The following is a 23,370-nucleotide window of genomic DNA, read 5'->3' as shown; positions in this document are numbered from 1 at the left end:
TAGATATACCTTTCTCGAATTTCTTTAGGCTCACAAAAGCTTAGCTCGAATCATTTCTCTTGCTCTGGCTACTCTAGATTGAACAGTACCCAGAGGTATTGACAGTTCCTCAGCAACCTGCGCATAACTGCTTTCATTAATAATTACATTAACTAATGTTTGCACAATTTTATTTGGTAACAGTATTTTATTAGATACGATAAAATCTAGGATTTCTTTTCGCTCAATAATGTTATATGGATCGTCAGTACCATACCCATTCACTTTTTTATATTGACAATCGTCCTCTACAGATATATTTACAGACAATTCTCCTACTGGTTTTCTGCATTGATTACGTATTAAATTAAAAGCTATACCAAACAACCAAGTTTTAGGTGTTGATTCGCCTCTAAAATTTTTAGCGCACCGTATAGCCTCTAAAAATGTAGACTGATAAATATCATCAACATCATTTTTATTCCATAAGTGATAACAAATAAATTTCCTAAGGTCTTTGCCATGCTCTCTGACTAAGTTAACAATATTAATTTTTGGATTATCATTTTTTTCTTTATTATCATCAAGCTTAAAGTAATCTTTTTTATGACATAATAACATCTACTACCCCAAATAGTATTCTTCTGGCTTTATTTATGGAATATATTGATAGAGCAAAATAAGTATCCACTTACATTTAATCTGCGATTAAATGCAATAATTACTTATATGCCTATATGACGTCTGAACGATGGATTTGTGAATAAAAAATTTGAAGAAGAAGAATTTAGAGAAACGCATGCTTCATGACGGATTGTTTGACAAAAAAGCCGGGGGCAGAAGACCTTGGCTTTTCTCTTGTAGCCTATAGCTATTTAATATCAATTCGACGAATTGAAGGGCTAGTTTCTTCTAGTTTTGGCGCTTTTAATGTAAGAACTTCATCTTCAAGCTTCGCTGAAATGTCACTCTCATGGACATTATTTCCCACACTAAAGCTGCGCATTAGTTTACCGTAACGTCTTTCTTGCCTAATGACTTTACCTTCTCTTTCCTCCTTACCTTCCTGTTTGGTTTCAGCTTCTAACGTTAATGTGCCATTTTCAAGTGTTAAGTGAATATCCTCCTTTTTAACACCGGGAATCTCAGACTAATAGTTCATAAGAATAATGATTTATTATTTAAAGTCATTGACTGGACCAGCATCCATATCAACATCAACGAAGCCATCTTCCCCCATCCTAAGTTTCGGGCGACGCTCTGAACCAGGAGAGCTGTAATATTCAACAGGCTTTATTACTATACCATCTACAGTGTTCATTATTATACCAGGAACACAAGTGTATACCCTGTTATCCTTATTGGCATTATTAGCATCAATATTTACCGTTGTACCACTATGATTATCAATTAACATTGATACCTTGTAGCGACGAAATGAACCAGTACCATTTGATTGGGCTGAATAGGCAACGGGGACAACAGCCAGTATATTTTCTGTTAGCCTAATTTTAATGGTTTCTGTCTTTACTTTACTTTTCCCCCTACCAACATCCCCCAAATGTTCAATAGCACCATTTTGGTAATTTTGTAGGGGTGGAATGCCATCTGCTCCAAACATTGCAACATCAATCTGTTTACCCTCTGTAGTATAAACTAACGCATAAACATCATAATCTGTACCACTACGCCATGATATAGAAGCCGTAATTTCTGCTGTTTTTTCTATTACAATTGGTTTTTGTCCCTTAACCAAGTCTATTTTGCCACTTGCTTTTTCAAGGTTAATAGCTAGCGAACTGGAAGAATTTGCTGGTTGTTGGGCCGCTTTTGTTTCTATCTTTGCTGGCTCACTAGGGCTGTCTTGAACTTCAACGCCATAATGCTCGCATAACCCAGCTAATCCTGATGCAAACCCTTGCCAGATTGCCCTTGCTTTTGCCTGGTTATTTCTAACATATAGCTCCAATACAATAATGCCATTTTCTGAACTAAAGCTGGCAGGAACTAATTCCACTACCTGACCACCGGCATGCACTTCAGCTTTTAAGTTACTAGCTAACGCAAATCCATTATGATGGTCTTCAGTTAACGTAATTGACACCTTAGCAATGTTTGTAGGCGCTTTGGATAAATCAAAATCAATCTGATGCTTTCTTTGCTCTCCTACATCTTTAGGCGGTGAAAAAACCGCCACACTCGCAGGGTCAGAAGGCTGATTAAAAAATACAACCCCACTATCATTCAATACTTTTCCAGAACCGCTCAGGATGAATGCTGTTAAATTAATGTCTAATTTTTGATCAATTTTATGACTTACTATCACCGTTCCTGAAAATGCCTCAAGTAGAATATTACCACCTGGTTGCAGCGTCTGAGTCATATACAACTCCTTCTATTTATACCCTTAAGTTTTAAATAACATCTATTTTAACTATTTTTGATATTCTTACTATAATTGACTTATATCAGCAGCGTAAACATTGAAAATGAATTTTTGGTATAACAATAAAATAATAGATATATTCATAATTTCTATCTTATTGTCTTCAGCAGCAATAGGTGCAGCTCAACAGAAAAAACTCTGGACAGGTAATATCTACTTTGAAAACGACTTGTTTACTGAAACCGATCAAAACTATACCAATGGTATCAAGTTTTCTCTAGTTTCACCCAATTTACAAAGTTTCGAGGAAGATGATCAGCTTCCTGACTGGTTTACTCATATTAACCAACAGCTGACTTTTTTTCATCCAAAAATAAAAGTCAATCATAATATTGTCATATCTTTTGCTCAAGTCATGTACACTCCCGAAGATATTGATAGTAAGACACTGATTGAAGATCAACGACCTTACGCTGGCTGGCTTTATTTTGGTACTGCTTATCATGCTCGTTCAGAGCACCAACTTGACACAATTGAGTTAAATCTGGGAGTAGTTGGCCCCCTTGCTTTAGCTCATGAAACTCAGGACTTTATTCATGACTTAAGAGGGCTTGAAAAGTCTAATGGTTGGGATAATCAGCTGAAAAATGAACCTGGACTGATCGCGCTTTATGAACATAAGCATAAGTTTATTTCACAAACCGCTAATTATGGCATTGGTTATGATGTCATATTACACGCAGGTGGCGCTGTGGGCAATGTTGCAACCTATTTAAATACCGGGTTTTCAGTACGAGGAGGTTGGAAGATCCCTGATGACTTTGGTACTTCATCAGTACGCCCTGGAGGTGATAATAGCGCTCCAGGTAAGGGGTGGGTACTAAACAATGGGTTTGGTATTCATATGTTTGCTTCTGTTGATTCTCGTTTTGTAATTAGAGATATTTTTCTCGATGGGAACACTTTCAGAGACAGCCATTCTGTTGATAAAGAATTATGGGTTGCAGATGCCTCTGTAGGTCTTAGTGTAACAGTAGAAAATGTCAAAATTTCTTTTGCCAGAGTCTTTCGTACTAGGGAATTTAAAAAACAACCTCATTCTCATAGCTATGGCTCGTTATCTATATCTTTTTGGCAGTTTTTTTAATATAAAATGTTCATGGTGCCTGTACAATTTGATGGGTCTTGCATAAGACGGCTTGCGATGTATAAGCCTAATTACCTTTCCAAGCAAAACAGCAAAATATAAGCCCCCATCAAACAGCTCCTTTGCCAATCATGAACATAACTAGCTTTTAAACAAATTAGGCAAACCTCCCTTACCATGACCGTCATAACCAAACTTATCTAGCTTAACGCCCATTGTATTAGCAATTGAAACCAAGAGTTTAGTATGAGCTTCTTCTTTGTATTTTAAATATCTTCCTGTAGTTAAGTCACCACCAGCTCCACCGATTAACAAAAAATGGCATATTGTTGTGATCATGGCGTGCTCCATCACCAAGCTCTGAACATACCATAATTAAGGTATTATCAAGCATAGTGCTACTACCTTCAGGCCTATTTTTAAGCGCATTAACCAAATACAACAAACGCCCCATAAATCAACGTTTAAGTTTGATGAAATTTTTCGCTAAAGTACCATTTGGATTATTACCATAATGAGAAGCATCATGATTATTAATACTTACGCCAGTTTCAGCAATTTTAGTTGGACTAACTGGGTGCGACCACATCAGTATTCGCCTGCCGTTGCGAGTAACACCTCTGCTTCATCATGTTGATGTTTATTAGCTGAATCAAATGAGGATAATTTAACATTATGGATTATTTGATCATTTACTTTAACCTTCCAGTGGTCACCTTTATTGCCATACCAGATATCCCAGCCAACTTTTACTTTATTGCCCTCAGGGTTCTGTGGTAATTGTGTGGGAAAATACCATTCTCTTAACTGGGGTTTGGCTGGCACCATATCAGCTTTTACATTCGCAGCAAATACTGCCAAACCAATGCCGCTGACTAGTGATAGTCCACTAAGCCAAGGCAGTCTGCACTTGTTTTGTTTAGTCACCAGTCACTCTCCCATCAGCAAGCGGTGTATATATCCTTCTTGAATGATTTTTAGAGCTTGTTATCATCGCTCTTCACCCTAATCATTTATAAAAATATAAACTCATGGGGCTTCATCACTTGACGGCCCCCCTAAAAACCATTCACTTTGGCTATAGTTTTTCTATAGGCAACTATCTATACAGGCTGTTTTATTCACAGGCTATCAGGTATGGGGAAACAAACCGTTTAGTATTGAGAAGAGTATAAAAAATAGAAGCGTACTGGCTAACAACCGAATCATCAAAATAAAAACTGCATTATTTGTATAGTTATTATATGTGACCCACATTTAAATAAAACAAAAAGCGCACTCTAAAATAAGGGGATTCAACCAATAATAAGTACAGCTACGCAATGATTAGAATAAAAACATAAAAAAAGCGCAGTTCACACTGCGCTTTTGATAAATTACCTTTCAACTTTAGCTTAGCATTTTTCTCCTTGATGCCATACCTAACAAGCCTAATCCTAAAATACCTAAAGTGGCAGGCTCAGGTACATACATTAGTTGAGCGAAGGTATACAAACTAGTCATATTTTCTTCATCAGTGATAAACTCAGCCATACCATTCACACTCAGGATTGCATTATTAATGTCACCGGTAGGATCATTAATAGTATTGAAAATGGTTAGCATGTAAGCTTCTGAATTGATGAGTAACTTAATTTGAATGGGAATTGGAATACCACCAAATAGTGTTGACATAAATTTATCATCACAAGGAGGAGTCAAGTCACCATTCAACCCAAAGTCACAATCACCACCTGGAAAGTTTAGTGTTTCCATAAAAGTGAAGTTAAATAAACTAGCAATGGTATTATCGATATCAGCGCCTCCTGGTAATGACGTACCAGCCTCAGTAAATACCGCATTGGCCACATCAGCCAAGGTTGGACTACCTGGTAATTTATAATGGGCTGTGCTTAAAGTACCCATGCTATCCATTTCCAAAACACCATAAATTTGCCCAGAATCTAAGGTTGGTGCAGGGATTGGATTGTTTACATGTTTAATGGTTGATAACAGAGCAGAAGTACCTGCTGAGTTAAGTTCCACATGGTTCTCAGTAGTTAACTCTAAACTACTCGAGTCACCATTCGACCCCCCCCATGAGATGCGACTGATAGTCTGAGTTGCATTAGTACTATTAGTTGCAGGAATAGGGTCGCCATTGGTATTCACTGCATTTATAAATTCACCACCATCAATTAAATCAAACGTTAATAATGCAGCAGATGTACTGAGTGATGTAACCATGCCGCCTGCTAATAAGGTCGCTGTAACTAAGGATTTTAACTTCATCAGGATTTCCCTCAAGGATATTAACGATAGCTTTTCAAGCCGCCTACGTGCATCCTCTATTGCATGTAAGGTACCAACCCTAAAAAGTTAAATTATTTCAACGTATTACGTTTACTATCAGCACAAACTTTACACCCTATGTAAAATATGCAAACAAGCTCCTTATAAAAATAATAATAATTCAGTAGCACTTATACCCGATAAGACAGTTGAAGCTGGTTAGTTAGGTGGTTTTAGTTGTATATCCACTTAAGAAAGGTTAAAACGATAGCCAAAATTGTGGGAGAGGCCATTGATTAGAAAATGAAGCTACAAGCACCTCAAAATCAATCACGAATAAATAGACTATATAAAACTGTCATAAAAGATATTCCATTCAGACTAAATTTAAAGATAGCTTTATTTTTTTGACTGAACTAAAGTGCCAAATTTACAATTTTATAACTGATAAAAAAATAAGAACAATATTATCATGAATCAACTATATGACTTTGCCATTATTGGCACTGGTGCTGCGGGTAGTGTCTTAAGTTATTTTTTAAGCCAGTCTGGTGCAAGTGTCTGCTTACTCGAAGCAGGTAAAAATATCCCTGCAGGTCAGTACCCTACTAATGAACTACACGCTAACAGTCGACTATTCTGGCAAGGTGGTATGGAGTTAAATCATCAGGCAAACCTACTCTTTTTAAGAGGTAAAGTAGTTGGTGGAGGCACCGTTGTAAATCAATGCTTACTTGATCGATTCGATCAAATAGCTATCGATAATTTTAAACAGCATTCAGGCATCAGTTGGTTTAACTCTCAAGAATTAAATCAGCATTACTGTCAAATCGAACAACATCTTAGACTTGAAGTAATTCCTAAACAATACTGGAATGGAAATGCTCACCTCTATGCGAAAGGCTTTGAGAGTAACCAATTAAAGTATGCACCACTACGGCGAGGACAAAACCAGTGTCATAATCATAAAGCCAATGACTGCATTGTCTGTTTAGGCGGTTGTAATCGCCAGTCTAAGCAAAGCATGACTGTCACTTTTTTACCTAAAGCATTGCAACAAAACGTTCATTTAATTGACCAGGCTCAGGTTCAGCAAATTATCTATGGTAAACCACAAGTTGTTGTTTATGGAACTAAAAATAATCATCCCCTTCAGGTAAGGGCTAAACGTGTTATCGTAGCTGCTGGAGCTATAGGCAGCACTGAGTTGTTATTAAAATCTGGTTTTGGTCAATCTTTGCCTGCTCTAGGAAAAGGCTTTTTCTGTCATCCACAGCACATGGTATTTGCAGATATGCCCGAGCCTGTCGATGCCCATAAAGGTGCATTTCAAGCATTAAAATCAGCAGACCCTAGGTTTCGCCAACAAGGTTTTAAACTAGAAAATGTATTTGGTGGCCCTATTGCCACCGCTATGATGAAATCTGGTTATGGAATTTCTCATCACCAGTTTATGCAGCGCTATCGTCACCTTGCTTGTATTGAAGTGGCTATCCAAGATGAAAACGCTGGCCAAATCAAGCTCACTAGAAAAGGCCAGCTCAGAATCCATAAGGTTTTATCTGACCTTGACCAGCAGAAGGTCAATGCAGGTATAGAGCAAATCTATAATATTTTCTCTAGTCTTCGTCCTAATGTCATCTATAAGCCACACATGCCCATTGGATTACATTTAATGGGTGGCTGTACAATTGGTATCGATCCCAACCAGGCAGTCATTAACGAAAACTTTCAATTATTTGGTTACGACAATATTCATGTGGTCGATAGCTCCATTTTTCCTTGTGCACCAGGCATTAACCCTTCGTTATCAGTAATGGCCTTAGCACATAAGGCAAGTCAGGTTATTTTAGACTTAGCTGGCTATCAACCTGTTACTACTCACTCTAAACAGCCAACTTGGTTAGAAGAAGCACTATAAGTTCTATCTACAAAGTTCTATCTACATTACATATAAAAAATTTTTTAATATATCTATAATCATTTTCCTATAAAAACAATACTATGAAATCCGTCATTTCCCATCAATTATCAACTCGTCAACTTGATGTATTACAGCAAGTGGGAGATATACTTGCCCCAGGTTACGGACAGTTGCCTTCCTTTAGTGAAACAGGCTGCTTACATCATATTGACGAAGTATTAGACTTTACCTCTAAGCAAAATATTAAGGAATTGAAAAATCTATTAACTTGTCTATCATTTCTACCCTCTCGCTGTATTCCTCTTTTTATCAGCTCATTAAACACTCTCAGCCATATCCCAGGCTTTATCGGTCAGCAATGTCGTTTAGGCTTTTGGGGAGTGAAAGGCCTTATTTTCAGTTTGTATTACAGCAACCTCACAGACCCATACCAGAACACTAGTCGTGTTTATGATGCAATCAACTACCATGTCAGTTGTCAGCCAATCACTCAAAGCAACGTTATTATAAAAAATAATCAGGAAAGCTAGCTCATGTCTACTAAATCTCCATCCCAGCAACCGAGCCACCCAACGGATGACTATTTTAAATTAAGAAAGCCACTGACAATTCAAGAAACTGATGCGGCTCCAATCAAAGATATCTATCACGCACTGAGAGCAGCTCAATTGGATTTACAGCAATTTTCAATTCGTCAACGTGCAGCAGAAGTTGATAAGATCATCGATCACATAAAGTCCAGTAAAGAATTAATTTGCAATAGAATTGTCAAAGACACAGGTAAATCTAGAACAGATGCCCTTGTTTCAGAGGTACTGGGAGTATTAGATAATTTACATTGGAATAAGGCCCACGCTCACAAAATTCTTAAAGCATATAAAGTCTCGACCCCCATTTCATTACTTGGCAAGAAATCTTATATTCAACATGAACCTTATGGAACGGTATTAGTGATTGCTCCCTGGAATTACCCTTTTCATATTGCAATGACTTTTATTACCGGAGCATTTCTTGCTGGAAACAGTATTATCTTTAAACCTTCTGAGCATACACCGCTTACCGGCCTGATCGAAGAAATTTGTGCCGTATCCCCTCTACTAAAACAAAACCTAAAAGTCATCTATGGCTCAGGTGTTACTGCTGAAAGATTGATTGATGAAAAACCAGATAAAATTTTTTTTACAGGAAGTACTCGTACCGGAAAGGCGATTCTCAAAAAAGCAGCTCAGCATATCATCCCCGTCGATTTGGAGTTGGGAGGCAAAGATGCGATGGTGGTTTTCCCTGATGTTGATATTCAGCGTACGGTAGCAGGCGCATTATGGGGAGGGCTCACTAATGCAGGACAATCCTGTACATCAGTAGAGTTATTATGTGTTCATGAGGATATTTTCGAACAGTTTAGCAAACAGCTAACTACCCAAATACAACAGTTAGTGATTAACACAGGGGATCAAGGAGATGCTGATATAGGCGCAATGACAACTGATTTTCAACTAGATATTGTCAAACAACAGTTGGATGATGCTATTGAAAAAGGGGCAACTATCATTACAGGGGGAAACACCTTTAATGAAAAGGGGCGGTTTTTTCCACCTACCCTAATTACCAATATTTCACCAGAGATGAAACTATATAAAGAAGAAACCTTTGGCCCTGTTATTGCTTTATTGCCATTTTCTAATGAAAAACAGTTAGTCACGCAGTTAAATCAATTACCCTATGGCCTCAGTGCAAGTATCTGGAGTCGAGACCTTAGCAGAGCCAAACGAATGGCTAGTGCCCTTCAGGTGGGTGCAGTTTCCATTAATAACGTTATGTTAACTGAGGGAAACCCTGCTTTGCCCTTTGGAGGTGTTAAACAGAGTGGCTTCGGTCGAGCAAAAGGTAAGGAAGGTTTGCTTGCATTTACTAGAAGTAAATCCATTTTAGTTGACAAGCAGTCAAATAAAATCGAACCTAACTGGTATCCTTATACCTTAAAAAAATATCAACTATTCCAACAGTTAATTGACACTTTATTTACATCCTCTTGGTCAAAGCTTATCAGGCTTGCCAAAATTGGTATGGCACTAGAGAGCGAAGCCAAAAAAAGTAGACATAATATTAATCATTAGATAAATACAAAAGCAATAAAAATATATCACCTCAACTTTAATAGGATCAGCGCATTAATAAAATACAGTTTTATTAATGCACTGATCGCTAACACTGCTCAACAAGCAACTCGTCACAAATACACAGTTAATATCTATCGGCTATATTAATAACAAACAACTAAGCAAAAGTATTAGTTTAACTGGCCGAAATTATCTTGTAGACTACACATCAATCATAAAAAAATTAAGGAGCACCTCAATAAGTACTCAATACTCATCAACCAATTATTTCTATTTTTATAGAAATAACTTTATATCTACAGCAGTGACATGCCTGCAAGAAATCATTTTTATGAAAATCCAAAGTGGTCAGCCTGCGAGTATTAATCATGAATAAAGAAGTTAAATATATTTTTGTTGACCTAGATGGTACACTCATACGTACCGATTTATTTCTTGAGTCCATACTAAAGCTTATCAAACAAAAGCCACTTTATATTTTTCAAATTTTTTTTTGGTTACTCCAAGGAAGACAGCTAGCTAAAGCAAAAGTAGCCAATTTAGTTGAAATCAATGTTGAAAGCCTTCCTTATACAACTGAGCTAGTCGACTACTTAAAAGTACAAAAAAAACAAGGCAAACGACTGATTCTAGCTACAGCATCAAACCAAACCTTTGCAAATACAGTTGCTAAGTACCTTGGTATTTTCGATCAAGTGATTGCATCTGATAGCACAAATAACCTTAAAGGTACTAATAAACTAGCAAGCATACAGAGCATAGTCGGGAGCGATGATTTTATTTATGCTGGAGACAGTTTAGCTGATCGTCCCATTTGGCAGAAAGCATATTCAAACATATTTGTAGATGCACCCATTAAAGATATAGAAAAAGCTAGACGTAATGGGAAAGCAGAAAAAATTATTACCCACACTCAGTCAACAGGCATTGCCTTCATCAAAGCAATGCGAATACATCAGTGGGTTAAAAACCTGTTAGTGTTTGTACCTTTATTTACCTCCCACAGTTACTATGAGCCAGCAACTGCATTTTCTGCTCTAATTGCTTTTTTCTGCTTTAGTATTTGTGCCTCCGGAGGTTATTTTTTAAACGACATGCTAGATTTAGAAGCTGATCGCAGCCATAGCACCAAGCGATTTAGACCATTAGCTGCCGGCACCCTACCGCTGTCGATTGGCATAGCAAGCGCCATTATTTTACCTTTACTTTCTTTTATACTTGCCTGGTTACTGCTTCCTTTATCCTTTTTCATAATACTTATTTTTTATTACATTGCCATCAATGCTTACTCATTTATCATTAAACAAGTATCAACTGCTGATGTAATGACACTTGCTATTCTATACACAACACGTATTGTCGCTGGATCAGTAGCTATTGGTGTTGCCTTATCATCTTGGTTACTCAGCTTTTCAATTTTTATTTTTGTTAGTTTGGCCTATCTAAAACGCTATATTGAACTTTATTCCCTTTCTGAGGCCACTAATCACAGTGTGAATAAAGCTATTGGGCGAGGCTATAGTGTTTCTGATCAGGAAACAATGTTTACCCTAGGTATCGCTAATATAACAGCCTCAGTGTTAGTTCTCTCACTTTATATTAATAGCGAAGAAGTGATCAGTTTATATCAAAGCCCTCAATTGCTATGGATACTTTGTTTTTTAATTCTTTATTGGGGTAATCGTGTATGGGTTGGTGCACGACGAGGAAAAATAGCTGACGACCCGATTGTATTTGCAATAAAAGACAGAGTCAGCCAGCTTGTGGGGCTAGGATTTCTTATTGTTGTACTTTCAGCTAAGTACTTTCAAATATAGTAAGGTTATTATATGACATATCTTGTTCTCAGTTTAACTTTACTAACCGTAACACTATCTGCTTGTGCTCAACTCGCATTTAAGCTAGGAGTAACTAAGCCCACTATGGCCTCTGCTTTGCAAAGTAGTATTACTGAATCACTACTGGCTGCTGCAATATCTCCTTTTATTTGGGTAGGGTTAATAATTTATGGATTAAGTGTTGCCATGTGGTTATGGGTACTATCAAAAGTGGAGCTGTCTGTCGCCTATCCATTTGTTGGTGTCAGCTTCTTGGTGACAATGGCTTTTAGCGCATTACTACTTAATGAAACATTAACACCAACCCGAGTGTTCGGAACAGTTCTTATTGCTTGTGGGTGTGTGTTAGTTGGTAAATCAGCATGAGTATACTCGTGAGTATATGCCACTTTATTTTTACGCCTAAAAATAATTTATGATGGGTATATAAAGATGAAGTTTAGACAATATCAAAGCACCATTTTTTGTATTTTACTTTGCTTCATAGTTGCTTTTTTATTTTTGACGGGAGCACCTGCTGGCGGTGCTTTTTCATGGCCAGATTCACCACGCCATGCATTAAATGGTGCTTTTGTAATGGACTTTATTGGAGCAGCTCCATTTTATGATCCTGTCACTTATGCTTATGATTATTATTCACAATACCCAGCTCTCACGATTTTATTTTACCCACCACTTTTCTCCTTCTTATTAGCACCTTTTTATGCAATTTTTGGAGTTTCTCAAGAAACCGCTTTATTTGTACTTTTCATATGTTATGTATTTTTTGCTTGTGGATGTTATTTTTTAGCTCGCCAATGGTTAACAGCACCATTATCTTTTGGTGTAGCACTCATGATTATCGCTTCTCCAGAAATAGCCTACTGGGGCCGTCAGATAATGTTAGAAATACCTGCTTTTGCCTTTTTAGTATGGAGTAGCTATTTCTTAGTCAGATACACTCGTGAACAACGTATTTCATACTTATACCTAAGTATTGCCTTACTAGTGCTAGGCATATATACAAAACTTTCTATTGCATTTGTTTGTTTGCCTTACTTAATTGCCTTAATAAGTGCCAGAGGATACTCACTAATTAGAGATAAACATAGCTATATCATTGCAGGGCTAGCAATTATAGGAATTTTACCATTAGTATATTTAACAATTGAGTTTGGGCAAACAAATGTTCAATCTGCAATGGGTATTAGTGATGCTATTGTTTCAAGACTATCAATTGACGGCTGGATTTGGTATGCATTACAATTTCCAGCACAAGTTGGTTGGCCTGTACTACTTATCTCAACTGTTTTTCTTATACTATGGCTCTCACCATTCACTACTCAACCCAATATTCATAATAGTTTATTTTTAATCTCATGGTTGATAGTAGGATACCTGTTTTACTCATCTATCGATTTAAAAGAGACTAGACACAGTATCTATTTGCTTCTTCCTATCGCTCTATTTGCTGGCTTTTCGTGCCATTATTTATTTCAAAACAAGTTAGTTCAAAGAGGTTTGTTTCAAAACAGGGCTTTTCAAAACAGAGCTCTTCAAAACAGAGCTCTTCAAAATAAACTATTTAAAAATAAAGAACTATGGGCTGCCACAAGCTGCATTTTAATTGGGGTATTAACCCTGACCATAACCACTATTTCACGCCCAGTACATTATGTAGATGGTTACAGCGATGTTGTTGACTATATAGCCGAAGTTACACCAGACAACAGTAATGTATTATTCTCTGGCTACCGTGATGGCTCATTTATTTTTAATATGCGAGCCAAATCAAATCGCCCTGACATAAATATTTTGCGTGCAGACAAGCTGTTATTGGAGGTTGCAGTCCGACGATCACTAGGGGTTAAACAACAAAGCTACAGTGAAGTTGAAATAAATGATTTAATTAATAAAATGGGTGTTCACTACATTGTAGCCCAACCCAATTTTTGGGTAGATCTGGATCAAATGGCTAAGCTACAAAATGTTCTTAGAAGCGATAAGTTTAAAGAAGTTAAGCGGTTTAAAATGCCCTCTAATTATAATGCCCAGGAAAAAGAGCTTATAGTTTATCGCAATCTAGGCAATATAGCGGACGGACCAATAAAAATTTCAAATAATTTACCAATTATTGGTAGAAAGATTACCAACTCTCCAAAAACAGGCGGATAATAACTATTCTAAAATCCTGCAACGAAAAGTATATCTTTCGCTGCAGGCTTTTACATCTTACTTAGTACCAAAAATCTTATCTCCAGCATCTCCTAGGCCAGGAATAATATAACCACTTTCATTAAGCTTCTCATCAACAGATGCTGTAAATATTTCTACATCAGGGTGAGCATCTGTTACTTTTTTGATACCTTCAGGTGCTGCAACCAATACTAATACCCTAATTTCATGGCAACCGGCTTTTTTTAGCATTTCTATAGTAGCCACCATTGAGCCCCCTGTTGCTAACATAGGGTCCACTATCAGCGCCATACGCTCATCAATATTACTGACCAACTTTTCAAAGTAAGGTACAGGCTCTAAGGTTTCTTCATTACGGTAAAGTCCTACCACACTAACCTTGGCGTTGGGAATAAGCTCTAATACACCATCCAACATACCAAGACCTGCACGTAAAATAGGCACCACAGTGATTTTCTTGCCTTTTATTTGCTTAACCGTCACATTCCCTGCCCAACCTGCAATCACCTTATCTTCTAGAGGCAAGTCTTTTGTTGCTTCATAAGTAAGCAAACATCCCACTTCACTCGCTAACCCACGGAATCCCTTGGTACTAATCCCTTCTTTACGCATTAAACCAAGTTTATGCTGTACCAAAGGATGCTTAATCTCATGGACTTTCATGTTTCACTCTGCTTGTTATTAATCAATTACTTATCATAGTGCTCATCATGTCGTGCTTCATACTAAGTGAGGTTTACCCCTCACTCAAGTTTCTTAAAGCCTTTTTGACTGCAATTAATACAGGTATGAAGACATACAACAATACTCGTTGGTTTAACTGCACATATTCGTTCAGCTCAATAGATGCCACTTCTACTGTATTATTAGAACAATCAGACCGTTGTCATTAGCTCCAAGAAAAAGCTTGCTCAATTGGTTAATCCTTAGTATGGTTGCGCCCTTTATATCTAGTGTATGGCACCAAACTCAGGGTAAAATCGCTGGTTACTGTTAGGCGCATTACACTAGTAACAAGCTCATCAGAAACCTAAGTTTCTGATATGTCATTTTGGCTATTGTATTTCATACTTATCCAACGCTTAGTGAGGTCCCCATTCATGCCTGTTGATCTTGACCATATTAAAGAGGTGTATGCTGAAGCAGACTGCTTATATGATGATGCAGAAGTTGAAGCAGCCATCGACCGCATGGGACAAGCCATCACAGCTGATCTGGCTAACAGTAATCCACTGGTTTTCTGCATTATGAATGGCGGACTTGTCACCAGTGGTAAACTATTGACCAAGCTGAACTTCCCTTTACAGATAGATTATATCCATGCAACTCGCTACCGTAATGAAACTCGGGGAGGAGAGTTAAATTGGCTTGTTAAGCCAAATACCGAAATGGAAGATCGCAATGTTCTAATCATCGATGATATCTTAGATGAAGGACATACTCTTGCAGCAATTGTTGAGTATTGCCAAAAAGCTGGGGCCAAATCAGTAATCACTGCCGTGCTGGTTGAGAAAAAGCATGATAGAAAAGGGGTGAGTCTTGATGCTGACTATATTGGCTTACAAATAGAAGATCGCTATATATTTGGATATGGTATGGACTATAAAGGCTACTGGCGTAATGCACCAGGCATTTATGCTTTGAAAGGCCACTAATAACCATATTGCTCACCATTTAAAATATATGGCTTGAGTATTAGCTACCTTACTTAGGCAACTAATATTCAAGCCATACGCTTATCCCTGTTGTATTCTTTTCAGCCTGTCATAGCCTACTTCCCATAAGCCTGGTAAAATTTACCCTGTTGACTTTGTTTTAGCAGGTGTATTTCAGTGAAAAAAGATAAGCAAAAAGTTATTGGCGAAGATGTATCTGATGAACGTCTAAAAGGGCTTTTAACCATTCAATCTCATGATGGCACCAATAATGACTACCACATGCTGACCAACGCTTACCGAGCATTACGTGAGGATGATTTTAGTCGATTCTTAACGTTTTTTATTGCTGCAGGCCATAACATCAATGCCACAAATAAAGAAGGTGAAACCTTCCTAACAACCATTAGCAGCCACCAACAAGCTAGTGTGTATATAAACGCACTGAAGCAGGCAGGTGCCAGCTAAGCTATTTTCCGCGAATGATTTTTGGGCTAATCATATAAAAGTTTGCCTTAACATTCATTCGCGAAAACTACATTCAGCAGCTAGTTATGCCCAAAAGATTAATACCAAAAATGAATTACAACAAATAATTATAAATCAAGCTAACAGTTATTAATAAAAAAGTAGTAACTTACATACTATCTACCCAAAGAAAATACTCTATGTATCCACAATAATATTAACCCTTAAAAATATATTGTAAAAAATTTTACATCTCTCACTAAAAAACATTACCAACAATTAAAGTTAATAAAAACTACTATTAATTGTCATAGTGATTTTTAAAATTCTATAAAGTATAGATAGCCTATGTTATATTAAACAAAACCTTACTTAATAATAAACCAACTAACAATAAGTCATATTTTGTATACATGAGCAACACCGATATTACAAAAAAAATGGGCATTGGAGCAGTTTGGATGGTAGTCCTAAGACTGTGTGTTCGCCTGTTAAGCATTGTTAGCTTGTTTATTATGGCAAGGCTACTTGTTCCTGAAGATTACGGAATTGTTGCACTTGCTATGAGCTTTTATGCCATTTTGGATGTTGTCACTACTTTTAACTTCGATTTACCGTTAATACAAAACCAACAAGCGACTAAAGACGACTACAATACGGCATGGAGCTTAAATATTCTAATGGGGCTATTCATTGCAATAGGCCTACTGATTGGTTGCTACCCTATCGCAAGCCTGTTTAATGAACCCCAGCTAGTTGCAATTTTTCTTTGCCTAGCAGTCATGGCCATCATACAAGGGTTCACTAACATTGGTGTCGTGAATTTTCGTAAAGAGCTAAATCTAAAGAAAGAGTTTAACTTTGAATTCGGCAAAAAAATTCTATCGTTTTTAGTAACAGTGGTTGCAGGCCTTTTATTAAAGTCTTATTGGGCTCTAATTTTTGGTATGATTACAAACTGCTTAGCAGGACTGATTCTCAGTTTTGTTATGAGTAACTATCGCCCTTCTCTTTCCTTGAAGAGTTGGCGTAGTTTGTTAAATTTTTCAAAATGGATGCTATTTACAAATATTCTGCTCTATGCAAATAATCGCTTGATGATGCTAATTGTTGGAAGCTCACTCAATACCAAAGTACTTGGAAACTATTCAATGATGAAGGAGATTTCTGATATTACTACTGTTGAGTTAGTACTCCCTATACAGAAAGCGTTATTTCCTGGCTATTCAAAGCTAACAGATAACAAACCCCAATTAGCTCAAGTCTTTCTTAATAGTATTGCTATGATTGCATTTTTTGGTGTACCAATAGCAACTACACTTGCAGCACTAAATGAACACTTTGTTATCACTTTATTAGGCGAAAAATGGCTAAGTGAATCATGGATGTTAAAGATTTTTTGTCTTTCTGGAGCATTTTCATTAGTCACAGGAGCAACTCTATCAATCTATTATGCTCTAGCAAAACCTCACATAGTAACTGCTATTCTATTCATTCAAGGTGCAATCAGAATTTCTTTATTCAGCTACTTTATTGTACAAGGTTATATAGCAGAAGCACTGCTTAGTATTCTTATAACGGCTATCCTCAGTACAACGTTAAGTTTAGTCATCAGTTGTCGATTACTCTCCTTACCAGTCTTTCAATTACTTTGGCCATTAACCCGAACAGCTTTATCAGCTGTTTTACTGATGGCTTCTTTGTTAGTGTTAACAAAATGGTTTCCATTACAATATAACTTTTTCATGGACTTCCTGGCTATGTCTGTGATGTCCCTTATTGGTATGATTGTTTATAGTGCCTGTCATTTTAGCTTATGGTATTTTACCTATAGTAGCGAAAACGCTTCTTACTGCTCAAAAACAACAGGCGCAGAAAGCATTATCATTCAATTGATTAAGCCTAAGCTATCTGCACTAAAGTTGAGACTCAGTACATAAGTCGTCTTCTCTTTACCTCCTACCTTGTGATGACTCCTTGATGCAGCTATAGTAAAAAGCATAAATATTGTAAACACTTACAAGCATATGCCTCTCATGTATTTTTATACTTAGTAACTGTCTTGCGCTCATCAAGCAAATTATATTATTGCTACACTTAGTGTGTTTTATAGGTATGTTTAAATAAAAATACAAAATGGTTACTGTTAAAGGGGCATATATAACAGTCTGTGACAATCTTAATCACTTATAGCTTGCTGAATATTAGACAGGAGATGGCATATTATGAAAAAACAGCTAGTAATTTCTGACTATGTTACAGAATGTTCAGATAGTAGCGTACGCCATTCAGCCAAACTAAATAATGATGTAATTTGGTTTGAGATACCAAAAGCTATATCCCCACCATCACCTGGTGAGATGTTTTTAGGTGCAGCTCTTCTAGAAGCGATGGTAAGCCAGCAAGATATTATAATTGAAGCGCCATTAACTATATCTCCCTTACTCTTAACAAAAATTCATGATATCCAGCAAATATACCACAACTGGAATCCTAAATTGCATCCTATCAAGATACATACAGATACCATAGAAAATATAACTACTAATAAAACTACCTCCTTAAAGGCTGGTAGTTTTTTTTCTGGTGGAGTTGATAGTACTTTTACTCTAATTTCACACTTAGACGATATAGACTATCTCATTTTTTTAACCGGATTTGATCAATTTGACCCAGCCGACCAGCACCAAACCATCATAGAAAAACTTAATAATATTGCAAAAAAACACAACAAAACATTAGTTGTAATAAAAAACAATATTCGCGAATATATTAACGAAAAGAAAATTTCCAATGAATTTCAACATGGCATTACGATGGCATCACTTGGGATAAGTTTGCCTTTAGCTAAAGTATATATTCCTTCTTCATTTACATATAACTTCTTAATTCCTTGGGGCTCTCATCCATTAGTTGATCCGATGTGGAGTAGTGAAAAAACCGCTGTTTTTCATGATGGATTGCAAGCATCTCGTGTTGATAAAACACTGGCTATCATCAAAAAAGAAAAATTTCATGATGACTTACAAGTATGCTGGAGATATGTTGATCATAACTGTGGACAGTGTTCTAAGTGTATTCGAACATTACTAGTGTTTGAGTTAATTAATAAGTCAACGAATGCTTTCCCAGATATTAATATTATTAATCACCTAAAATATTTAAAACCAAACAACGTTGTGGCAGAAAATTTCATTCAAGAGCTAATCGATCTAAGTCAAAAAACAAATAACCGAAATATTGAAATAAAATTAAGGCGGCTAATGTGGCTTTATTTGGTTAAATTTCATAGCCATAAATTAGCTCATCTTTTAACATTTAATTTAACTAAAAAAGCATTAGATAAATTTTCTAATGCCTCATGGCGCAGTTATCGTGTAAGGATTGACTGGGTTAGCTAATATCAATTAGCACTGAATATTTGATCATTGATTAAACATTCAGTGCTCTTAAGAGTTACCAACTACTACTTAACAGTTCCCACCGTTTACTTTTAAGCAAGACACCTGATGACTATTAATAGTTTGCAAAGTGGGTCGTTGTTGTTGACAACGCTCTTCTGCTATAGGGCAGCGAGTGCAAAAAACACATCCTTTAGGTGGATTAATGGGGGACGGTAAATCACCAACTAAAATTTGCGCCTGTTTATCTCTTTCTTTTTCAGGATCAGCCAATGGCACCGCTGACAATAATGCCTGAGTATAAGGGTGCATTGGCTTACTATATAATTCTTTACTACTGGCCAGCTCCACCACATTCCCTAAGTACATGACCATGACCCGATCACTGATGTGTTTAACCACACTTAAGTCATGAGCGATAAACACTAGAGAAAGCTTCATTTCTCGTTGAAGCTCTTTAAGTAAGTTAACTACTTGTGCTTGGATAGATACATCTAATGCACTCACAGGTTCATCACAAACCACTAGCTTAGGCTCTAAAATTAATGCCCTGGCAATACCGACCCGTTGACACTGACCACCAGAAAATTCATGAGGGTAACGGTTAACCACGTTGGGTAATAAACCTACCTTACCCATCATGGCTTTAACTTTTTCTTCTATCTGACGTTTACTCATGTCTGGGTAAAAGGTTTGTAATGGTTCGGCAATAATTTCACCAATCGTCATTCTGGGGTTAAGAGAAGCTAATGGATCCTGAAAAATGAACTGTAAATCCTGTCGTTTTTCTCTCAATTCATCCCGATTTAACTGAGTAAGATCTTGTCCTAGCCATAAAACAGAGCCAGAGTGCGCAGGTATTAAACCAATCAAGGCCCTGGCTAAGCTGGACTTTCCACAGCCAGATTCACCAACAACGCCTAAAGTTTCACCCTCATATATATCAAAACTCACTCCATCTACCGCTTTTAAAGTTGGCTTTGGTTGCCATGGCCAGCCACCTTTATGATCAACTTTAAAGTGAACCTTGAGGTCTCTAACTTTTACTATCACTTTTTCAGACGCTGCCATCATACTATCACCTCTTGCCTAATTACTTGCTGCTCAGTTTTTTGATTCACTGCTTCTTGCTGTAAATGACAAGCTCTTTGTCGATAACCATCAAATGTTTCAAGTTCAGGTGATATCTGTCGACAACGATCAAAAACATAACCACAGCGCTCTTGGAATGGACAGCCTTGAGGTAAATTTAATAAATTGGGTGGATTACCTGGAATTGTTGGCAACTCCGCTTGGTCTGCCACTAAATCAGGTATTGATGCTAATAAACCTTTAGTATAAGGGTGAGTTGGCTGGTAGAACACATCATTCACCGCACCATATTCCATCGTACGCCCCGCATACATCACAAGGACTTTATCACAAAGCCCTGCTACAACACCCAAGTCATGGGTGATCATAATGATCGCCGTGTTAAACTCCTGTTTTAGCTCATTTAATAGAGTTAATATCTGAGCCTGTACAGTTACGTCAAGCGCCGTAGTTGGCTCATCAGCAATCAACAGCTTAGGGCGACATAATAATGCCATTGCAATCATCACCCGCTGACGCATTCCTCCTGAAAACTCATGAGGGTACATATCAATGCGCTTATGGGCTTCAGGAATATGCACAGCTTCTAGCATGCGAATTGACTCAGCCCTAGCCGACTTTTTATCCATGCCTTTATGTAAAATTAACACTTCAGCTAGCTGTTTTCCCACTTTCATATAAGGGTTAAGCGATGTCATAGGATCCTGAAAAATCATCGCAATTTGTTCAGCTCTGATTTTATTCAGCTCTGCACTGGTTAATTGCAAAACATCTTTGTCATTAAATAAGGCTTTACCTGATGTATGACCATTTTTGGCAAGTAGTCCCATTAAAGCAAAAGCAGTTTGACTTTTACCTGAGCCAGACTCTCCTACAATACCCAAGGTTTCACCTTCAGATAACGCAAAATTCAAGCTATTTACGGCTGTCACCATGCCATCAGGTGTTTCAAACGCCACCCGTAAATCTTGTACATCTAATAAACTCATGCTAACACCCCCTAGCGATCCTTAGGATCCAATGCATCTCTTAATCCATCACCCACAAAGTTAAAACAAAATAGCGTCAGCACGAGAAAACTGGCTGGAAATAGCAGCTGCCATAGAGTGATATCCATGGTTTTTGCCCCTTCAGAAATAAGTGCTCCCCAACTGGTCTGTGGCTCCTGAATTCCTAGCCCTAAATAACTTAAAAAGGATTCAAATAAAATCATGCTAGGCACCAGCAAAGTAGCATATACGACAACCACCCCCAACACATTAGGCACTATGTGTCGAGTAACTATTTTATTAGTTCTAACACCACAGGCATGAGCGGCCTCTATAAATTCCTTGTTTTTCAGGCTGAGGGTTTGGCCTCTAACAATCCTGGCCATATCAAGCCAGGACACCATACCAATAGCAACAAAAATCAGGAGTATATTGCGCCCAAAAAAGGTAACTAATAAAATAACAAAAAACATAAAAGGAAATGAGCTGAGTACTTCTAATGTACGCATCATAAAGCTATCCAGCTTCCCTCCTACAAAACCGGAAACAGCGCCATACAAGGTACCTACTACCACAGCAACCAAGCTGCCCATTACCCCTACCATCAGGGATATTTGTCCTCCCATCATGACTCGTACAAATAAATCACGGCCAAGGGGATCAGTACCAAAGTAATGTCCTGTTTCAACAGAGGGTGCAGCATTCATTGCCAACCAATCAGTATCATCGTAAGCAAACTCACTTAAAAATGGGCCAACGATGGTCATGATACTAATCAGCAACAAAATAATTAGGCTGACAATTGCGGCTTTATTGGAAATAAAACGGCGCCAGGCGTCTTCCCACAGGCTACGGCCTTTTACATCAGCATCTGCTGCAGCCTGCTGTAAAGACTCAATTTTTTTTGTTAAAGCAAGCATGACTATCTCTCGTAGTATTTTATTATTTTCTTAGGAATAACGTATTTTTGGGTCTATCACTGCATATAAAATATCTACTATCGCGTTAAACATGATAGTAAGCACCCCTACAACAATTGTCAGCCCCATTACCATAGAGTAGTCTCGGTTAAGTGCCCCGTTAACAAATAACTGACCTATACCACCTAAACCAAAAATAGTTTCAATGACGACTGATCCAGTAATAATCCCTACAAAAGCAGGCCCTAAATACGACACGACTGGCAATAATGCAGGGCGTAATGCATGCTTAAAAATAATTTGGCGAGCAGGTAACCCTTTTGCTTTCGCAGTTCGAATAAAATTGCTATGCAATACCTCGATCATACTGCCCCGCATAATCCTAGCGATCGCAGAGATATAATGAGTAGACATGGCAATAACGGGCAAGATTAAGTATTTAAAGCTGCCATCATTCCAACCACCAGCTGGTAGTACTTTATAAAATATGGCAAAGATTAAAATTAACAATGGCGCCAAGACAAAGCTGGGAATAACAACGCCTGTCATGGCAATAGTCATACTAGTGTAATCGATCCAAGTATTTTGCCTTAATGCAGCAACCACTCCAAAAGCAACACCAAATACCACTGCAACAATAAAAGATACAAGCCCTAACTTAGCCGAAACAGGAAAACCCTGGGCTAGTAGTTCATTAACAGTGAAGTCTTTATACTTAAATGATGGGCCTAAATCACCTTGTATTAAATTACCTAAATAGATGAAATACTGCTTCCATAAAGGCTCATTTAAATGGTATTTAGCTTCAATATTGGCTAATACTTCAGCGGGTAAAGTACGTTCAGAAGAAAAAGGGCTACCAGGTGCGGCATGCATCAAAATAAATGAAACTGTAATTAATACCAATAAGGTCGGTATTGCGACACCAAACCGCCTAACAATTAACTTAAGCATTGCTACTCTCGCTCACTTATTATTATATCAATCCCTTAGTACATAAAGATA

At 37.4% G+C, this 23,370-nt stretch carries 23 protein-coding genes; 11 read left to right on the top strand and 12 right to left on the bottom strand.

Annotated elements, in window-relative coordinates:
* Positions 1 to 30: 30 nt before the first annotated feature.
* The 3 genes from OQE68_RS18220 to OQE68_RS18210 all read right to left on the bottom strand — a co-directional run bounded on the left by OQE68_RS18220 (position 31) and on the right by OQE68_RS18210 (position 2,362).
* The gene (locus OQE68_RS18220) at positions 31 to 600 is read right to left on the bottom strand and encodes an RNA polymerase sigma factor (RefSeq protein ID WP_180568217.1); all 570 of its coding nucleotides are present in this window, start codon (positions 598 to 600) and stop codon (positions 31 to 33) included.
* Between the two features lie 250 nt (positions 601 to 850).
* The gene (locus tag OQE68_RS18215) at positions 851 to 1,123 is read right to left on the bottom strand and encodes an Hsp20/alpha crystallin family protein (protein WP_180568275.1); all 273 of its coding nucleotides are present in this window, start codon (positions 1,121 to 1,123) and stop codon (positions 851 to 853) included.
* 33 nt (positions 1,124 to 1,156) lie between these two features.
* Positions 1,157 to 2,362 carry a TerD family protein gene (locus OQE68_RS18210; RefSeq protein ID WP_180568218.1) on the bottom strand — a complete coding sequence of 402 codons (1,206 nt, stop codon included), beginning with the start codon at positions 2,360 to 2,362 and terminating at the stop codon, positions 1,157 to 1,159.
* Between the two features lie 106 nt (positions 2,363 to 2,468).
* Between OQE68_RS18210 and OQE68_RS18205 the strand changes: the two genes are divergently transcribed.
* Complete coding sequence (locus OQE68_RS18205; protein WP_180568276.1) at positions 2,469 to 3,512, top strand: lipid A deacylase LpxR family protein; 1,044 nt, start codon at positions 2,469 to 2,471, stop codon at positions 3,510 to 3,512.
* Positions 3,513 to 3,653: 141 nt separating this feature from the next.
* Here OQE68_RS18205 and OQE68_RS18200 read toward each other — a convergent pair whose 3' ends face one another.
* The 4 genes from OQE68_RS18200 to OQE68_RS18185 form a co-directional block, all read right to left on the bottom strand.
* Positions 3,654 to 3,851 (bottom strand): hypothetical protein, encoded by a 198-nt coding sequence (locus OQE68_RS18200; RefSeq protein ID WP_180568219.1) that lies wholly within the window; start codon positions 3,849 to 3,851, stop codon positions 3,654 to 3,656.
* A 118-nt stretch (positions 3,852 to 3,969) separates the two neighbouring features.
* The gene (locus tag OQE68_RS18195; protein ID WP_219340000.1) at positions 3,970 to 4,101 is read right to left on the bottom strand and encodes a DUF1552 domain-containing protein; all 132 of its coding nucleotides are present in this window, start codon (positions 4,099 to 4,101) and stop codon (positions 3,970 to 3,972) included.
* Positions 4,101 to 4,439 carry an early set domain-containing protein gene (locus tag OQE68_RS18190; protein ID WP_180568220.1) on the bottom strand — a complete coding sequence of 113 codons (339 nt, stop codon included), beginning with the start codon at positions 4,437 to 4,439 and terminating at the stop codon, positions 4,101 to 4,103. Before OQE68_RS18190 ends, OQE68_RS18195 begins: the two co-directional genes overlap by 1 nt.
* Positions 4,440 to 4,901: 462 nt before the next feature.
* The gene (locus OQE68_RS18185) at positions 4,902 to 5,783 is read right to left on the bottom strand and encodes a PEP-CTERM sorting domain-containing protein (protein ID WP_180568221.1); all 882 of its coding nucleotides are present in this window, start codon (positions 5,781 to 5,783) and stop codon (positions 4,902 to 4,904) included.
* A gap of 472 nt (positions 5,784 to 6,255) precedes the next feature.
* Between OQE68_RS18185 and OQE68_RS18180 the strand changes: the two genes are divergently transcribed.
* The 6 genes from OQE68_RS18180 (at position 6,256) to OQE68_RS18155 (ending at position 13,819) form a co-directional block, all read left to right on the top strand.
* Complete coding sequence (locus OQE68_RS18180) at positions 6,256 to 7,704, top strand: FAD-dependent oxidoreductase (RefSeq protein WP_180568222.1); 1,449 nt, start codon at positions 6,256 to 6,258, stop codon at positions 7,702 to 7,704.
* Positions 7,705 to 7,787: 83 nt separating this feature from the next.
* The gene (locus OQE68_RS18175; RefSeq protein ID WP_180568223.1) at positions 7,788 to 8,237 is read left to right on the top strand and encodes a hypothetical protein; all 450 of its coding nucleotides are present in this window, start codon (positions 7,788 to 7,790) and stop codon (positions 8,235 to 8,237) included.
* Between the two features lie 3 nt (positions 8,238 to 8,240).
* Positions 8,241 to 9,824 carry an aldehyde dehydrogenase family protein gene (locus OQE68_RS18170; protein ID WP_180568224.1) on the top strand — a complete coding sequence of 528 codons (1,584 nt, stop codon included), beginning with the start codon at positions 8,241 to 8,243 and terminating at the stop codon, positions 9,822 to 9,824.
* Between the two features lie 371 nt (positions 9,825 to 10,195).
* Entirely contained in the window at positions 10,196 to 11,644 is a 1,449-nt protein-coding gene (locus OQE68_RS18165) for a UbiA family prenyltransferase (RefSeq protein WP_180568225.1), read from the top strand.
* A gap of 12 nt (positions 11,645 to 11,656) precedes the next feature.
* On the top strand, positions 11,657 to 12,031 hold the full coding sequence (locus tag OQE68_RS18160; protein WP_180568226.1) for an EamA family transporter: 375 nt from the start codon (positions 11,657 to 11,659) through the stop codon (positions 12,029 to 12,031).
* Between the two features lie 66 nt (positions 12,032 to 12,097).
* Complete coding sequence (locus OQE68_RS18155) at positions 12,098 to 13,819, top strand: ArnT family glycosyltransferase (protein WP_180568227.1); 1,722 nt, start codon at positions 12,098 to 12,100, stop codon at positions 13,817 to 13,819.
* A 57-nt stretch (positions 13,820 to 13,876) separates the two neighbouring features.
* Here the strand turns inward: OQE68_RS18155 and upp are convergent, their stop codons facing one another.
* Complete coding sequence (upp, locus tag OQE68_RS18150) at positions 13,877 to 14,503, bottom strand: uracil phosphoribosyltransferase (protein WP_180568228.1); 627 nt, start codon at positions 14,501 to 14,503, stop codon at positions 13,877 to 13,879.
* Positions 14,504 to 14,940: 437 nt separating this feature from the next.
* Between upp and OQE68_RS18145 the strand changes: the two genes are divergently transcribed.
* From OQE68_RS18145 to OQE68_RS18130, 4 genes are all read left to right on the top strand, one after another.
* The gene (locus OQE68_RS18145) at positions 14,941 to 15,495 is read left to right on the top strand and encodes a hypoxanthine-guanine phosphoribosyltransferase (protein WP_180568229.1); all 555 of its coding nucleotides are present in this window, start codon (positions 14,941 to 14,943) and stop codon (positions 15,493 to 15,495) included.
* A 177-nt stretch (positions 15,496 to 15,672) separates the two neighbouring features.
* Positions 15,673 to 15,963: a PA4642 family protein gene (locus tag OQE68_RS18140; protein ID WP_180568230.1), complete on the top strand. Its 291-nt coding sequence runs from the start codon at positions 15,673 to 15,675 to the stop codon at positions 15,961 to 15,963.
* Positions 15,964 to 16,376: 413 nt separating this feature from the next.
* Positions 16,377 to 17,903, top strand: a complete 1,527-nt coding sequence (locus OQE68_RS18135) for a lipopolysaccharide biosynthesis protein (protein ID WP_353620493.1) — start codon at positions 16,377 to 16,379, stop codon at positions 17,901 to 17,903.
* Between the two features lie 285 nt (positions 17,904 to 18,188).
* Positions 18,189 to 19,364 (top strand): hypothetical protein, encoded by a 1,176-nt coding sequence (locus tag OQE68_RS18130; RefSeq protein WP_180568232.1) that lies wholly within the window; start codon positions 18,189 to 18,191, stop codon positions 19,362 to 19,364.
* 69 nt (positions 19,365 to 19,433) lie between these two features.
* Here the strand turns inward: OQE68_RS18130 and oppF are convergent, their stop codons facing one another.
* From oppF to oppB, 4 genes are read right to left on the bottom strand one after another with little or no spacing between them, the layout of a single operon-like run.
* Positions 19,434 to 20,435, bottom strand: coding sequence for a murein tripeptide/oligopeptide ABC transporter ATP binding protein OppF (gene oppF, locus OQE68_RS18125; protein WP_289623313.1), 1,002 nt, complete (start codon positions 20,433 to 20,435; stop codon positions 19,434 to 19,436).
* Positions 20,435 to 21,445, bottom strand: coding sequence for an oligopeptide ABC transporter ATP-binding protein OppD (gene oppD, locus OQE68_RS18120; RefSeq protein WP_180568234.1), 1,011 nt, complete (start codon positions 21,443 to 21,445; stop codon positions 20,435 to 20,437). Before oppD ends, oppF begins: the two co-directional genes overlap by 1 nt.
* Positions 21,446 to 21,456: 11 nt before the next feature.
* Entirely contained in the window at positions 21,457 to 22,365 is a 909-nt protein-coding gene (gene oppC, locus OQE68_RS18115) for an oligopeptide ABC transporter permease OppC (protein ID WP_180568235.1), read from the bottom strand.
* Between the two features lie 30 nt (positions 22,366 to 22,395).
* On the bottom strand, positions 22,396 to 23,319 hold the full coding sequence (gene oppB / locus OQE68_RS18110) for an oligopeptide ABC transporter permease OppB (protein ID WP_180568236.1): 924 nt from the start codon (positions 23,317 to 23,319) through the stop codon (positions 22,396 to 22,398).
* Positions 23,320 to 23,370 lie beyond the last annotated feature (51 nt).

The sequence above is a fragment of the Spartinivicinus marinus genome (assembly GCF_026309355.1).
GTDB classification, from domain to species: domain Bacteria; phylum Pseudomonadota; class Gammaproteobacteria; order Pseudomonadales; family Zooshikellaceae; genus Spartinivicinus; species Spartinivicinus marinus.
The sequence above is the reverse complement of the archived record's forward strand: the minus strand, read 5'-3'. Positions and strand labels throughout refer to the sequence as shown.